This is a genomic window from Enterocloster alcoholdehydrogenati, assembly GCF_013282095.1.
Taxonomy (GTDB): Bacteria; Bacillota; Clostridia; order Lachnospirales; family Lachnospiraceae; genus Enterocloster; species Enterocloster alcoholdehydrogenati.
On record NZ_BLTJ01000001.1, the window covers coordinates 103,938 to 120,011 of the forward strand.

General features: G+C 50.4%; 14 protein-coding genes. All 14 read left to right on the top strand.

Annotated features, from left to right (window positions below):
• Positions 1–110 precede the first annotated feature (110 nt).
• Positions 111–1,232, top strand: coding sequence for a BMP family lipoprotein (locus HW447_RS00505; protein WP_176253369.1), 1,122 nt, complete (start codon positions 111–113; stop codon positions 1,230–1,232).
• 30 nt (positions 1,233–1,262) lie between these two features.
• Positions 1,263–2,807 (top strand): YjjI family glycine radical enzyme, encoded by a 1,545-nt coding sequence (locus HW447_RS00510; RefSeq protein WP_176253370.1) that lies wholly within the window; start codon positions 1,263–1,265, stop codon positions 2,805–2,807.
• Positions 2,807–3,649, top strand: a complete 843-nt coding sequence (locus HW447_RS00515) for a YjjW family glycine radical enzyme activase (protein WP_176253371.1) — start codon at positions 2,807–2,809, stop codon at positions 3,647–3,649. Before HW447_RS00510 ends, HW447_RS00515 begins: the two co-directional genes overlap by 1 nt.
• Before the next feature lie 16 nt (positions 3,650–3,665).
• Positions 3,666–5,210, top strand: coding sequence for an ABC transporter ATP-binding protein (locus HW447_RS00520; protein WP_176253372.1), 1,545 nt, complete (start codon positions 3,666–3,668; stop codon positions 5,208–5,210).
• Positions 5,203–6,273: an ABC transporter permease gene (locus HW447_RS00525; RefSeq protein ID WP_176253373.1), complete on the top strand. Its 1,071-nt coding sequence runs from the start codon at positions 5,203–5,205 to the stop codon at positions 6,271–6,273. The genes HW447_RS00520 and HW447_RS00525 overlap by 8 nt, the downstream gene beginning before the upstream one ends.
• A 1-nt stretch (position 6,274) precedes the next feature.
• On the top strand, positions 6,275–7,210 hold the full coding sequence (locus tag HW447_RS00530) for an ABC transporter permease (RefSeq protein WP_176253374.1): 936 nt from the start codon (positions 6,275–6,277) through the stop codon (positions 7,208–7,210).
• A gap of 36 nt (positions 7,211–7,246) precedes the next feature.
• Complete coding sequence (gene deoD / locus HW447_RS00535; protein WP_176253375.1) at positions 7,247–7,957, top strand: purine-nucleoside phosphorylase; 711 nt, start codon at positions 7,247–7,249, stop codon at positions 7,955–7,957.
• Between the two features lie 27 nt (positions 7,958–7,984).
• The gene (gene deoC, locus HW447_RS00540) at positions 7,985–8,650 is read left to right on the top strand and encodes a deoxyribose-phosphate aldolase (RefSeq protein WP_176253376.1); all 666 of its coding nucleotides are present in this window, start codon (positions 7,985–7,987) and stop codon (positions 8,648–8,650) included.
• Positions 8,651–8,668: 18 nt separating this feature from the next.
• Positions 8,669–9,103 (top strand): cytidine deaminase, encoded by a 435-nt coding sequence (gene cdd, locus HW447_RS00545; RefSeq protein ID WP_330588918.1) that lies wholly within the window; start codon positions 8,669–8,671, stop codon positions 9,101–9,103.
• A 27-nt stretch (positions 9,104–9,130) separates the two neighbouring features.
• Entirely contained in the window at positions 9,131–10,321 is a 1,191-nt protein-coding gene (locus tag HW447_RS00550; RefSeq protein ID WP_176253377.1) for a phosphopentomutase, read from the top strand.
• A 157-nt stretch (positions 10,322–10,478) separates the two neighbouring features.
• A complete protein-coding gene (gene plsX, locus HW447_RS00555) occupies positions 10,479–11,498 on the top strand; it encodes a phosphate acyltransferase PlsX (RefSeq protein ID WP_176253378.1) in 1,020 nt (339 codons plus the stop codon).
• Positions 11,499–11,528: 30 nt separating this feature from the next.
• Positions 11,529–11,762 (top strand): acyl carrier protein, encoded by a 234-nt coding sequence (gene acpP, locus HW447_RS00560; protein WP_176253379.1) that lies wholly within the window; start codon positions 11,529–11,531, stop codon positions 11,760–11,762.
• A gap of 60 nt (positions 11,763–11,822) precedes the next feature.
• Complete coding sequence (gene rnc / locus HW447_RS00565; RefSeq protein ID WP_176253380.1) at positions 11,823–12,521, top strand: ribonuclease III; 699 nt, start codon at positions 11,823–11,825, stop codon at positions 12,519–12,521.
• Positions 12,512–16,072: a chromosome segregation protein SMC gene (gene smc / locus HW447_RS00570; protein ID WP_176253381.1), complete on the top strand. Its 3,561-nt coding sequence runs from the start codon at positions 12,512–12,514 to the stop codon at positions 16,070–16,072. The genes rnc and smc overlap by 10 nt, the downstream gene beginning before the upstream one ends.
• Positions 16,073–16,074 lie beyond the last annotated feature (2 nt).

The following is a 16,074-nucleotide window of genomic DNA, read 5'->3' on the forward strand; positions in this document are numbered from 1 at the left end:
ATGGTAATTTCCGGACCGGGGGCTGCACAGGCTGCGGTCTCCGGCCGGTTTTACATGAGTTCCGTCCAGGAGACGGCGCTCCATCATACACCTTTAAAGGAGAGAATATTATGAAAAAGAAAACCGTAGCATTGATGTTAGCAGCTGCCATGGCAGCGTCCCTGACTGCCTGCGCAGGCTCCGGCAGCTCTGCCGAGTCCAAAACCACCGCTGCAGCCGACAGTTCTGCAAAAGAGGAGAGCACAAAAGCAGATGACGCAGAAAAGACCACAGACGCAGCAGAAAAGAAAGACAATTCCGATCTTAAAATCGGCCTTGTTACAGACGTAGGCGGCGTAAATGACGGCTCTTTCAACCAGTCCTCCTGGGAGGGACTGCAGAAGGCTGCTGAGGATTTCGGCGTTGAGGTGAACTATCTGGAGTCCTCTACTGATGCTGATTATGTTCCCAATATCGAGACCTTTATTGATGAGGATTACGATCTGATCATCAGCGTAGGATATATGCTGGCAGACGCTACCAGACAGGCGGCCGAGGCAAATCCTGACTGTAACTTTGCTATCATTGATGACGCAACCATCGACCTTCCAAACGTTACCTGCCTGATGTTCCGCCAGGAGCAGGCTGCCTACCTGGTAGGTTATGTAGCAGGTCTTATGACAAAGACAAATAACATCGGCTTTGTAATCGGTATGACCAACGAGACCATGAATCTCTTCGGATACGGCTACTGCGCAGGCGCTATCGATGCAAATCCTGACATCACCATCCAGCAGTTCAACGCAAACTCCTTTGCTGATCCCGCTACCGGAAAAACAAATGCAAGCACAGCGATCACCAACGGCGCTGACATTATTTTCCACGCTGCAGGCGCAACCGGACTTGGCGTAATCGAGGCCTGCCAGGAAGCCGGCGTATATGCCATCGGCGTTGACAGAGATCAGTACAACGATGCTCCAGGCACTGTAGTTACTTCCGCTATGAAGCGTGTTGACAATGCCGTATATGACAGCGTTGAGTCTCTGATTAACGGAACCTTAAAGGGCGGCGTTCATACATATGACCTGGCAGCAGGCGGCGTTGATATTGCTCCTTCTCAGGATCTGCTCCCAGAGGATGTTAAGAAGGCCGTTGAGGATGTTAAGAAGAAGATCGTAGCAGGCGAAGTAACTGTTCCTTCCAGCAAGGAAGAGTTTGAGGCTGCATACGGCGACGTATATCAGTTAGACTAATTTTTACAGCAGCAAGAAGGAGGAACCGTAATGCGTGACATTTCAATGGAGCGTGTAAACGAGACAAGAGAGAACATTTTAAATATCATTGAAAGTCCTGTTTTAACCCATGAACAGAAGCTGACCAATTTAGCCTGCCAGGCAGATTCCCTGATGGAGGTCCTGGACCTTCCCGAAGGGCTGGACGAGCTGTTGAATGTTCCCATTGACCGTAAGTGCATCTGTGATCTGGCAGAAGGCCATGCGCCTATGCGGCCGCGTTATATCATTCCGGATTACGCAAAATTTATGAAGGAAGGCAGCAGATTTCTCCAGCTGGAACCGCCCACGGATCTGTATGAGGCACTGAACAGCCTGCTGATCTTTTACAAGCACGTTCCCAGTGTGACCAATTATCCGGTCTATGTAGGACAGCTGGACGAGCTGCTGGAGCCATTTATCGACACAGTGGATGAGGCACAGGCCAAAAAGCTGTTAAAGCTGTTTATGACGCACATTGACCGCACTGTACTGGATTCCTTCTCTCATGCAAACATTGGCCCCAGGGCCACAAAAGCCGGCCGTCTGCTTCTGGAAGTGGAAACCGAACTGGAAAATGCAGTTCCTAATATCACCATGAAATATGAAGAAGGCGTGACAGAGGACGAGTTTGCCCTGGAGGCCATCCGCTGTGCACTTCACAGTGCAAAGCCCAGCTTTGCCAATCACAATATGTTTAAGAGCGAGCTGGGAGAGGGCTATGTAATTGCCAGCTGCTATAACGGCCTGCTCTACGGCGGCGGCGCTTATACGCTGTGCCGCCTGATCCTGGGAAATATCGCAAAAAGAGCTGACAGCATCCAGGATTTTAAAGAAAAAGAGCTTCCCTATGTGCTGGATATCATGGCGCGGTATATGGATGAGCGGATTCGCTTTGAAGTAGAGGAAAGCGGTTTTTTTGAGAACCATTTCCTCGCAAAGGAGGGCTTTATCCACAGAGACCGCTTCTCCGGTATGTATGGTCTGGTAGGCCTTGCAGAATGCGTTAATATCCTTCTGGAAAAGGAAGGAATCAGGGGACGTTTCGGCCATGACGAGATCGCCACAAAGCTGGGTGTTGAAATCATGGAGCAGATTCAGGCCTTTAATGAAGCTCATGTAAATCCCTACTGCGAGGGAACAGGAGGTCACTTCCTCCTTCATGCGCAGGTAGGAATCGCAGAAGATGTAGGCGTGACCCCCGGCACCCGTATCCCCATCGGAGAGGAACCAGCAGAACTGATCGATCAGTTAAAGGTACTGGAGAACTTTCATAAGTATTTTACTTCCGGTACCGGCGATATCTTCCCCATCGACCTGACGGTACACCGCAATCCTGAATACGTACTGGATATTATCAAAGGCGCTTTCAAAATGGATCTGCGCTACCTGTCCTTCTACTCCAGCGACAGCGACGTAATCCGCGTAACCGGTTATCTGGTAAAGCGTTCTGAGATGGAAAAGCTGGATCAGGGCGAGGCAGTTCTTCAAAATACCACCGGTCTTGGACTGGGAGCCTCTAAAAATGGCCATATTCTGGAGAGAAAGGTGCGCTGATGAAAGCTGTCGTCAACAGGATCATTCCATTCAGCAGCGTAGACGGCCCGGGCAACCGAACGGCAGTCTTTCTTCAGGGCTGCAATATCAACTGCAAATACTGTCACAATCCCGAAACCAGACGGCTCTGCATAAGCTGCGGGGCCTGTGTGGCGCAGTGCCCCGCCGGGGCACTGTCTCTGGGAGAAAATGGACGGGTGAACTGGACGCAGAACTCCTGCGTCCAGTGCGATGCCTGTATCCATGTCTGTCCCCATGACAGCTCCCCAAGAGTGAGGGAAATGACACCGGAAGAAGTGTATGACTGTGTCAAAAAACAGATCCCTTTTATCCGGGGTATCTCAGTATCCGGCGGAGAATGTATGCTCTGGCCGGATTTTTTAAAGGAACTTTTCAAGTTGGCAAAAAAGGACAATCTAAGCTGTCTGATTGACAGCAACGGCACAATCCCTTTCTGGGATTATCCGGAGCTGGTGGAGTGTTCAGACGGCATGATGCTGGATATCAAGGCCTTTGATGGCGATGCTCACCGGCGTATCACCGACGAAGGCAATGATACCGTTCTTAAGAACGCGGCATATCTGGCAGAACTTGGAAAACTTGAGGAGGTCAGGGCAGTGATCGTCCCCGAACTTTATAACGGGGAGGAAAGCATACGCGCAATAGGAGCTTATCTGGCTCCATACCGAAGCATACGGGAGATCCGTATTAAACTGATCGCGTACCGGCCCATGGGAGTGAGAGAGGAGTATTCTCACTACACGGTTCCATCACCTGAATTTCTCAGGCATCTGGCTGACATACTGAGGGAGATGGGCTTTCAGGACATTATCATCATATGAAAAAGGAGGAACGGACATGGGAAAAACCAGCCATATGGATGAAAGTCAGGTCATGGTCCGTATGAAGGATATTGTAAAGAAATTCGGGACCTTTACAGCCAACGACCATATTAACCTGACGGTGCATAAGGGTGAGGTACACGCGATCCTGGGAGAAAACGGCGCCGGAAAGAGCACCATGATGAATGTGCTCTGCGGCCTGTATAAGCCTACCAGCGGACAGATCTTTATTAAAGAAAAAGAAGTGCATTTTTCAAGCCCCAAGGACGCTATTGATATCGGAATCGGTATGGTTCATCAGCATTTTATGCTGATTCAGCCATTTACGGTTACAGATAATATTATTCTGGGGATCGAGCCTGTAAAAGGGCTTGCCATTGACAAGACGACTGCCAGAAAAAAGGTAATGGAACTTTCTGAACGTTATGGAATGAAGGTGGATCCTGACGCCAGGATCGAGGACATTTCTGTCGGTATGCAGCAGCGAGTGGAGATTTTAAAGGTTCTTTACCGTGGAGCAGACACACTGATCTTAGACGAGCCTACAGCGTCTTTGACGCCTCAGGAGATCGAAGGGCTTATGGAGATCATTGACAACCTGACAAAGGATGGAAAAAGCGTCATCCTGATCACTCATAAATTGAAGGAAATTACTGCGTCATCGGATTACTGTACCATTATCCGCCAGGGTAAGTATATCCGCACCGTCAAGGTAGACGAGGTAACAGAGAATGATCTCGCAGCCATGATGGTAGGCCGCGATGTGAATTTCAAGGTGGATAAAAAGGATCAGGAGCCGGGCGAGGTGGTGCTGGAAGTAAGGGACATCCATGCAAGAGACTACAGAGATGTAGAGGTCTTAAAGGGACTGGATCTGACGGTGCGCCGGGGCGAGATCGTAGGCCTTGCAGGTGTAGACGGAAACGGCCAGACAGAGCTTGTGGAGATTTTGACCGGGTTAAAGAAAGCCAAATCCGGCAGCGTTAAGATGCTGGGAAAAGAAGTGATCAACCATACTCCCAAGGAGACCTTTGAGAGCGGCATTTCCAGTATTCCTGCAGACCGCCAGAAGCATGGACTGATTCTTGATTTTTCCAACGAGGATAATCTGATCCTGCAGCATTTTGAAGAAGCGCCCTATTCCAATAAGGGAATCTTAAACCGCAGGGCTATCCGCGCCCATGCCACAGAACTGATCGAAGCCTTTGATGTAAGGCCCAGAGGCTGCGAGGCTGCGCCTGCGGGCACACTTTCCGGCGGAAATCAGCAGAAAGTAATTATTGCCAGAGAGGTGACAAATGACAAGGATCTGCTGATTGCGGTGAATCCGACCCGCGGTCTGGATGTGGGCGCAATCGAATTTGTCCACAAATATCTGGTGGAGCAGAGAAATAAAAACCGGGCCGTTCTCCTTGTTTCCTTTGAGCTGGATGAAATCATGAGTCTTTCCGACCGTATTGAGGTCATCTTTGACGGCCAGATCACAGGAAGCGTTCCCGGAAAGAACGCAGACGAGAAAGAGCTTGGCTACATGATGGCAGGAGGACGCAAGAATGAATAAAAAGAAGAGTATCCTTGAATCCAACGTACTTTATACGGTGATTGCGATCATCGCCGGCTTTCTGATAGGAGCTGTGTTCCTTCTGATTGCCGGGATCAGTCCTGCCGTTGCCTATGGGAAGCTGATCGACAGCGTATTCAGCAAACCAAAATATCTGGTATGGGTTCTGACTTATGCAAGTCCGCTGATTTTTACCGGTTTAAGCGTGGCATTTTCCTTCCGTACGGGTGTGTTTAATATCGGGGCGGAGGGCCAGTTTGTGGTGGGAAGCCTGGTGGCCTGCGTTCTGGGAATTACCCTAAAGCTTCCGGCAGTTATCCACATCCCCCTCTGTCTGCTGGCTGCGGCTGCGGCGGGAGCCATCTGGTCTTTCTTAGTAGGGCTTTTAAAGGTAAGGCGGGGAATCCATGAGGTATTGTCCTTTATCATGTTTAACTGGATTGCTTTTTATCTGTCTAACTATGTGGTAAATATTCCTGCAATCCATAAGGACGGCGGCGGTGAGGCCACAAAGGATGTGGCGGAGACAGCCCGTATCCTGTTCCCGGACGGCCTAAGAGATCTGCTTGGCTGCAAGGTAGCAAACTGGGGCATTGTTCTGGCGGTTGCCGCAGCAATTATCATCTGGATCATCATCGAAAAAACTACACTGGGCTATAAGCTGAAAGCAGTCGGCTTTAACCGCAACGGCGCTCTTTATGCCGGTATCAATTCTGATGCCTCTATCCTGACCGCTCTCAGTATATCCGGAGCCCTGGCAGGACTTGGCGGAGCCGTACAGATTCTGGGAATGTCCGGCCGTTTAAGCCAGTTCGCAGGTCAGGAGGGCTATGGATTCCAGGGAATTACCGTAGCACTGATCGGTTCCTCCAATCCCATTGGCTGTATATTTGCCGGACTGTTCTATGGAGCCATGAAATATGGCGGTTCCAAACTCAGTATCGTCAAAGCGCCTTCCGAGGTTGTTGACATTATCATGGGCTGTGTGATTCTCTTTATTGCCATTGCCCAGCTCTTCCGCATCATTTTAAAGAAACTCACAGCGAAGAAGGAGGCAAATTAATATGGATGTACTCATTAAAAATCTCGGCCTTTTGATCAACGCTACGCTGATTGCCACGCCGCCCCTTCTTCTGGCGGCTCTTGGTTCCTGTTTTTCGGAACGCAGCGGCGTAATTAATATCGGTATTGAAGGAATGATGACCATAGGCGCCTTTACCGGCGCCGTGCTCGGTCTGGAAACCGGAAACGGCTGGCTGGCCTTCTTTGGCGCCGGACTGGCCGGCGCGCTCTTTGGAGTGATCCACGCCATAGCCTGCATTTCCTTCCATGCAGACCAGACGATTGCCGGAACTGCCATCAATTTCCTTGGCCCCGGTCTTGCGGTCTTTCTGTGCAAGGCCATGTACGATAACTCTTCCGATACGCCTGCCATGGATCCGGCCAGCAAGCTTCCAAAGCTGTTTGACGGAATGTTCCCCACGGGTTCCTTTTTAAACAATGTGCTGAACGTATACTCGGTGGCTTATCTGGTATTTATCCTGGCGGCTGTGTGCTGGTTCATTTTCTATAAAACCCGTTTCGGCGCTCATCTGAGGGCCGTAGGAGAGCATCCAGAGGCCTGTGAGTCTTTGGGTATTGATGTTTACCGCGTCCGCTATCTCTGTGTGATTCTGTCCGGCTTTATGTCTGGCCTGGGCGGCGCGTTTGTAACGCTGGCCACTATCAACCAGTTCCGTCCAAGCGTAATCGTAGGACAGGGCTTTATCGCCATCGCGGCTGTCATTTTCGGTAAGTTTTCTCCCGGCGGCTCTATGCTGGCCTGCCTGCTCTTTGGTTTCTGCAGCGGCATCAAGAGTCTTGCCAGCCAGAGCAACATGATATCACCGAATCTGATCTCCATGATCCCCTATGTAGTAACGCTGCTGGCCCTGATCTTCTTTGTCGGCAAAGCCCACACACCGGCAGCAAATGGAAAGATCTTTGTCAAGTCTAAATAAGGCCGGACTGTTTCCGGACCTGGAAAGGAATGAACTATGTCAAATATACCTACTCCCCATAACAGTGCCAAACAGGGCGACTTCGCCAAGACGGTTCTGATGCCCGGGGATCCCCTGCGGGCAAAATATATCGCTGAAACCTATCTTGAACAGCCAAGGCAGGTGACCGCCGTGCGTAATATGCTCGGGTATACGGGAACTTATAAAGGAAAGGAAATCTCCGTCATGGGCGCGGGCATGGGAATGCCCTCTATTGGAATTTATTCCTATGAGCTGTTCCATTTTTATGATGTGGAAAATATTATCCGTATAGGTTCTGCCGGCGCCCTGCAGGATTCCCTGCATCTGATGGATGTGGTTATCGGTATGGGAGCCTGCACAGACTCCAATTATGCCTACCAGTACGGCCTGCCGGGCACCTTTGCCCCCATCGCTGACTACGGACTTTTAAGCAGGGCTGTGGAGATTGCAAAGAAGCAGGGAACACCGGTAGCGGTGGGAAATATCCTGTCCTCTGACGTGTTCTACAACCTCTGCCCGGACGCCAATGACAAGTGGCGCTCCATGGGGGTTCTGGCTGTGGAAATGGAAGCAGCCGCTTTGTATATGAACGCTGCCAGGGCAGGAAAGAAGGCCCTCTGTATGTTTACCATTTCCGACCACATTTACCGCCCGGAGGCCCTAAGCGCAGCAGACCGGCAGCTGGGCTTTGGTAAAATGATGGAAATCGCGCTGGAGTTGGCTTAAGGCATTTCACAAGGAGGATTTAATCGTATGGAAATCAAAGAGATCATGCGTCATGTAGATCATACGCTGCTGTCACAGACAGCCACCTGGGAAGATATAAAAAGAATCTGCGACGAAGCCATGGAATATCATACCGCTTCTGTCTGCATCCCGCCAAGCTATGTAAAACAGGCGAAGGAATATGTGGGAACTAAAATGGCCGTATGCACCGTCATCGGTTTCCCCAACGGATACATGACCACAAAAGCAAAGGAATTTGAGACAAGGGATGCCCTTGAAAACGGAGCCGATGAGATCGATATGGTGATCAATATCGGCTGGGTAAAGGATGGACTTTACGACCAGGCTGAAGAGGAAATCCGCCGTCTGAAGGCAGTGTGCGGGGATAAGATCTTAAAGGTCATTATCGAGACCTGCCTGCTGACTGAGGAAGAAAAGGTCCGTATGTGTCAGGTCGTAACGGCGGCAGGAGCCGATTATATCAAAACCTCCACCGGTTTTTCCAAAGCAGGCGCGACCTTTGCTGACATTGAACTTTTCGCAGCCCATATTGGCAAGAATGTGAAGATGAAGGCAGCCGGCGGCATTTCCACTATGGATGACGCAGAGCAGTTTCTTAAGCTTGGCGCAGACCGCCTTGGTACCAGCCGCATGGTAAAGCTGGCAAAAAATGAGTCTGCCTCCGGCTATTGATACAGGAGGAGACGGATAATGAAACAACTGGAACAGGAACAGATCCGGCAGCTGATCCGTACTGCCCGGGCACAGCTTGCATATTCCTATGTGCCCTATTCCCATTTTCATGTAGGAGCGGCTCTTCTTGCCCGAAACGGCACGGTTTATACTGGCTGCAACATTGAAAATGCAGGCTATACCCCCTGCAACTGTGCAGAACGCACAGCTATCTTTAAGGCAGTCAGCGAAGGCGTTACGGATTTTGATGCCATCTGTGTAACCGGCGGCATGAACGGCGAGGTGACCGAGTTTACCACCCCCTGCGGCGTCTGCCGTCAGGTAATGATGGAGTTTTGCGATCCTGAAACATTTCAGATCATTGTGGCTATTGATGAGGACAATTATGTGATCAAGACGCTGCAGGAGCTTCTCCCCATGGGGTTTGGCCCTGGCAATCTGAAAAGCAAATAGAACCGTTGCATATATAAGGAGCAGGAAATGGAACAGTACAGACGTATATTTGTAATTGTAATGGATTCTCTGGGTGCAGGGGCCATGGAAGATTCTTTAGAGTTCGGAGATGTGGGCGTTAACACGCTGGGCCATATCTCTCAGGCCGTAGATTCCTTTACGATTCCTCATTTAAGAAAAATGGGAATGGCAAACCTTACCCCCTTAAAACAGGTGGAGCCGGTAGAAAAGGCTATCGGCTACTACGGAACTCTCCGGGAAAAGAGCCGGGGCAAGGACACAATGACCGGTCACTGGGAGATGATGGGATTAGAGGTTAAAACCCCCTTTAAGACTTTTACGGAAACAGGTTTCCCGCCGGAACTGATCAGAGAGCTTGAGGAGCGCACCGGACATAAGGTAATCGGAAATAAAAGCGCCAGCGGAACAGAGATTTTAGACGAGCTGGCTCCGGAGGAGATTGCCACCGGCCACATGATTGTATATACCTCCGCAGATTCCGTACTTCAGATCTGCGGAAATGAAGAAACCTTCGGACTGGAAGAACTTTACCGCTGCTGCAGGATTGCCAGAGAGCTGACCTTAAAGGATGAGTGGAAGGTAGGCCGTGTGATTGCAAGGCCCTATGTAGGGAAGAAAAAGGGCGAGTTTAAACGTACCAGCAACCGTCATGACTATGCCTTAAAGCCCTTTGGAAAGACCGCATTAAACGCCTTAAAAGATGCAGGGCTGGATGTGATCTCCATTGGAAAGATCAACGATATCTTTGACGGCGAAGGCATCACAGAAGCTTTAAAATCAAAATCCTCTGTTCACGGTATGGAACAGACCATTGAAACCGCGGGCAGAGACTTCCACGGCCTCTGCTTTGTAAACCTGGTGGATTTTGACGCGCTCTGGGGACACCGCAGAGATCCGCAGGGCTATGCAAAGGAAATCGAGCGCTTTGATCAAAAGCTTGGAATCCTCTTAGACACCCTGCGTGAGGATGATCTGCTGATTATCACCGCAGACCATGGAAACGATCCCACCTACACAGGAACGGATCACACAAGAGAACGAGTTCCCTTCCTGGCTTATTCTCCTTCCATGAAGGGCAATGGCGCACTTGCTGAAGGGGATACCTTTGCGGTGATCGGCGCTACAACAGCCGATAATTTCGGCGTTGCCATGCCCAGGGGAACCATCGGCTCTTCGGTATTGAACCAGATTGTATAAGCAGTATCATAGGTTTTCGCTTCTGGCGGCTGACCGGATTTTGGATTCGGTCAGCCGCTCTTTTATCCCTTCCGTCCCTGCAAAAACGTATTGATTTATGATCTGATATCTAGTATATTATAAATTGTATCGCAAAGACGAAAGGAGAGTCTTTTTTATGATCAAAGTAGCGGTAGACGCCATGGGCGGGGATAACGCGCCTGTGGAAATGGTTGCGGGGGCTGTTGAAGCGGTAAAGATAAGACCGGAAATTCATGTTCTCTTAGTAGGGCAGGAAAAGGTAATAGAAGCAGAGCTTTCCAAATATACATTTGATAAAGAGAGGATTCATGTGGTGAATGCCTCAGAGATTATTGCCACCGAGGAGCCGCCGGTAAACGCCATTCGTAAAAAGAAAGACTCCTCCATTGTGGTAGGCATGAATCTTGTAAAAAGCGGAGAGGCTGACGCTTTTGTGTCAGCGGGAAGTTCCGGCGCCGTCTTAGTAGGGGGACAGGTGATTGTAGGACGGATAAAAGGCGTGGAGCGTCCGCCCCTTGCTTCGCTGATCCCAACGGAAAATGGCGTTTCCCTGCTGATTGACTGCGGAGCCAATGTAGATGCCAGATCCTCTCATCTGGTTCAGTTTGCCCGGATGGGATCTATTTATATGGAGCACGTGGTGGGAGTAAAGCAGCCAAGGGTCGCTATTGTCAATATCGGTGCAGAGGAAGAAAAGGGCAATGCTCTTGTAAAAGAGACCTTCCCCTTATTAAAAGAATGCAGCGACCTTCATTTCACCGGCAGCATTGAGGCAAGAGAGATTCCCCACGGAGGCGCAGACGTGATTGTATGTGAGGCATTTACAGGAAATGTGATTCTTAAGCTTTACGAAGGGGTAGGAGCTACTCTCATCCATATGGTGAAAAAGGGAATGATGTCCACTCTTCGCAGCAAGATTGGCGCTCTCCTGGTAAAACCCGCCTTAAAAACCACTCTGAAAGCCTTTGACGCCAGCCAATACGGCGGAGCGCCTCTTCTTGGACTTAAAGGGCTGGTAGTTAAGACCCACGGCAGCTCCACACGCACAGAGGTTCGCAACTCCATTATCCAGTGTGTGACCTTTAAGGAGCAGCAGATCAATGAAAAGATCCGACAGGCGCTGAACACGGAGCAGCCCACAAGCCCCATATCATAAATGGAAGCAATGTAAGAGAGGAAACAGGACATGGAATTTGAGAAATTGCAGGGAATTATCGAAAGCGTTCTGAATATTGGCCCGGAAGAGATTACCATGGGAACTACATTCGTAGATGACCTGGGCGCTGATTCACTGGATATTTTCCAGATCATTATGGGAATCGAAGAGGAATTTGATATCGAGATCCCAGGCGAGGCCGCCGAACAGATCGTTACAGTCGCAGACGCAGTGGAGCAGATCAAAAACGTATTAAATGAATAAAAGCGCCGGGGCTGTTTTTACAGCCCTTTCGTGCGTTTAAGAAGGAAGGAATCGTTACATATGAACAGCCATTTAAAAGAACTGGAAGAGAAAATCCAGTATCAGTTTCAAAACAAGAACCTGTTTTGTCAGGCATTGACCCACAGTTCCTACGCCAATGAGCACAGGCTGGATCACAGCCGCTGCAACGAGCGGCTGGAGTTTTTAGGAGATGCGGTCCTGGAGATCGTAACCAGCGACTTTCTGTACCACAAATATGACCATTTGCCTGAGGGGGATTTAACCAAGATCCGCGCAAGCATCGTATGCGAGCCCACCCTGGCTTACTGTGCCGGTGATTTGAGTCTGGGTGACTATCTGCTCCTTGGAAAGGGGGAGGAAGCCACCGGAGGAAGAAGCCGCAACTCCGTCGTATCTGATGCCATGGAAGCCGTGATCGGCGCGATCTATCTGGACGGTGGTTTTGCTAATGCAAAAGAGTTTATTCACAGATTTATTTTAAATGACATAGAACACAAGCAACTCTTTTATGATAGCAAGACTATCTTACAGGAGATGATTCAAAGCCGTCAGACTGGCGGGCTGTCCTATGAGATCCTGAAAGAGGAGGGGCCGGATCACAACAAGTCCTTTGAAGTCCGTGCCCTCATGGGAAAGGAGGAGCTGGGCCGCGGAACAGGCCGCACCAAAAAGGCTGCGGAGCAGGTGGCTGCCTACAATGGTATCCTAAAGCTTAAGGCAGGTGAACCATGTATCTAAAAAGCATCGAGATCCAGGGGTTTAAATCCTTTGCCAATAAGCTGGTCTTTGAGTTCCATAACGGCATTACCGGTATTGTGGGGCCAAACGGCAGCGGTAAGAGCAATGTAGCCGATGCTGTGCGCTGGGTTTTAGGAGAGCAGAGGATCCGCCAGCTGCGCGGAGCCAGTATGCAGGACGTTATCTTTTCCGGTACGGAATTAAGAAAGCCGCAGGGTTTCGCCTATGTGGCCATCACTCTGGACAACAGCGACCATCAGCTGTCCATTGACTATGATGAGGTTACGGTGTCCCGCCGTCTCTACCGTTCCGGAGAAAGTGAATATATGATCAACGGCAGCGCCTGTCGGTTAAAGGATATCAACGAGCTGTTCTACGATACGGGAATCGGCAAAGAGGGATATTCCATCATCGGACAGGGACAGATCGACAAAATCTTAAGCGGAAAGCCGGAGGAGCGCAGAGAGCTTTTTGACGAAGCAGCCGGTATTGTAAAATACAAACGCCGCAAGGCCATCGCTCAGAAAAAGCTGGAAGATGAGAAGGCCAGCCTGGTGCGTGTGTCCGATATCCTGAGCGAACTTGAAAAGCAGGTCGGCCCGTTGGAGCGCCAGTCCAAAGCTGCCAGAGAATACCTGCAGCTAAAGGAAGAACTTAAAATCTGCGATGCCAACCAGTTTTTGCTGGATACAGAGCATATCCAGGGACAGTTGGCAGAGACAGGGAAGAAAAAGACCCTTTTAGAGGGGGATCTGGAGGAAAGCCGCAAAAAAAGCGAGACCGTCCGCCAGGAATATGACCAGCTGGAAACAGCCATCCGGCAGCTGGAAGGAGCCATTGAACAGGAACGGAATCGGCTGAATCAGGTTTCCATGGAAAAAAACACGCTGGAAGGCCGGATCAGTGTTTTAAAAGAGCAGATCCATACAGAGGAGATGAACGAGGAGCATTTAAAAAACCGAAGAGAGGTTATTTCTCAGGATCTGACGACAAAGGAAGAACAGCTCGTTTCCTATGAGAAAGAGCGCACCCATCTGGAGAGCCAGAATACAGAAGGGCTTGAACGCTTGGAGGAAGCAAAAAAAGAGGTACAGAATCAGGAAGAGGAGATCAGGGAGTTAGAGGCACTCATCGACGCCTCCAAAGCGGAGATCATACGCTGCTTGAATGAGAAGGCAGAACTCGCCGCCAGACAGCAGCGCTATGAGGCCATGCTGGAACAGGTAAACCTGCGTCGCAGCGAGGTGTCCCAGAAACTTTTGCGTTTTAAAAGCGATGAGTCGGTTCAGGAGGAACGGATCTCTCAGGAAAATGAGCGTCTTTCTCTGGTGAAAAAAGAGCTGGAAGAAAAGCAGTTTGCCGCCCAGGAGGCGGAGGACGCCATGACGGAAGCCGACAAAGAGGTTCGCCGCTTAAACCGCCGCTTAAATGATACCCAGCAGGAATACCATATGGCCCATACCCGTCTGGAATCCCTTCGCAACCTGGCAGAGCGCTATGACGGCTATGGAAACAGCATCCGCCGGGTGATGGAGGTCAGAGACCGAATCCACGGGATTCACGGCGTGGTGGCTGATCTGATTGCCACCCGCCAGTCCTATGAGACTGCCATTGAGACCGCCTTAGGAGGCAGTATACAGAATATTGTAACAGATTCTGAGACAACGGCCAAACAGCTGATCGAGTACCTGAAGAAAAATAAATACGGCCGGGCTACCTTCCTTCCTCTTACCAGCATCGGGAACGGGCAGGCTTTTCCGAAACCGGAGGCTCTGAAGGAAAAAGGCGTGATCGGCCTGGCAAGCGACCTGGTGGAGACAAAGGAAGAATATCAGGGCCTGGTGCGGTATCTCCTTGGCCGGGTAGTCGTAGCGTCAGACATCGACGCCGCGATTGCCCTGGCAAAGAAATACCGCTACAGTCTGCGGATCGTTACCCTGGAAGGAGAACTTTTAAGCCCCGGCGGTTCCATGACTGGCGGCGCTTTTAAAAACAGCAGCAATCTTCTTGGGCGACGGCGTGAGATCGAAGAGCTGGAGCAGGCCTGCAGCCTCCATCTGAAGCAGGCGGAAATCATGCAGACGGAGCTGAGCCTGGCAGAGGCTATGGTGCAGGAAAAGAAGGATGAAACCCAGACCTTAAAAGCCGCGGCTCAGAAGTTGGCTCTGGAAGAAAATACCCTGCGCGTTACCATTTCCAGACTGGAAGAAAAAAAAGATGAAATCGCCGAATCTTCCCTTGATCTGGTACGGGAACATGGGCAGCTGGAAATCCAGGTAAGGGAGATCAGTGAAAGCCGCCAGAATTTAAGCGAAAATACAAAAAAACTGGAATCCCAGAGCAGTGAGGCCGAAAAACGGGTCGGCGAGACGTCCAAACTTCTGGAAAACGCCAGAATCAGGCGGGACGGCAGCAGCGAGATCTTATCGGGCTTACAGCTTTCCCAGGCTTCTCTTTCCCAGAAACTGGACTTTATCCGTGAAAACCAGCAGCGGATTCGGATGGAATGCAAAAAACTTAAGGAGGAGTTTGCCGCCCTGGAATCAGGAAGCGGCGATTCCAAAGAGGCTGTGGCAAAAAAAGAAGAGGAGATCCGGCAGATCTATGCACAGATCGAAAATTCTGTCCATCAGACTGCAGCCTATGAGTCGGCCATTTCACACAAAACCATCCAAAAAGAGGATACAGCCAGGAAACAGCGGGAGCTTTTTTCTGTGAGAGAGGAAATCTCCGCCCGGATCACCGAACTGGATAAAGATATGTTCCGCCTCCAGTCTCAGGAGGAGAAGCTGAGTGAACGGCTGGAAGCCGGCGTTTCCTATCTTTGGTCTGAATATGAGATGACCGCAGCAGAGGCACAGACCCTGAAAAAAGACACCTTCGTTTCCCTGCCGGGACTGCAAAGGCAGATCGAAGAGCTGAAAGCACGGATCCGCGGCCTTGGCAGCATCAATGTAAACGCCATTGAGGATTACAGGGAAGTATCAGAACGGTACAACTTTATGAAAAACCAGCATGAGGACCTTGTGGCGGCTCAGGCTGAACTTGAAAAGATTATCTTAGAACTGGATACCGGAATGCGCCGTCAGTTTAAGGAGAAGTTTTCCGAGATCCGCGCGGAGTTTGACCGGGTGTTTAAAGAACTGTTTGGCGGCGGCCGGGGCACATTGGAACTGATGGAAGAAGAGGATATCCTGGAAGCGGGAATCCAGATCATCGCCCAGCCTCCGGGCAAAAAGCTGCAGAACATGATGCAGCTTTCCGGCGGAGAAAAGGCGCTGACTGCCATTTCCCTTCTCTTTGCTATCCAGAACTTAAAGCCTTCGCCTTTCTGTCTCCTGGATGAGATCGAAGCGGCGCTGGACGATTCCAACGTAGACCGGTTCGCCGGATATCTTCACAAGCTTACCAAAAATACACAGTTTATCGTGATCACCCACCGGCGCGGCACCATGATGTCTGCAGACCGCCTCTATGGCATTACCATGCAGGAAAAGGGCGTGTCTGCCCTGGTGAGCGTGAAACTGATTGAGGACAGTCTGACGGAATAGGT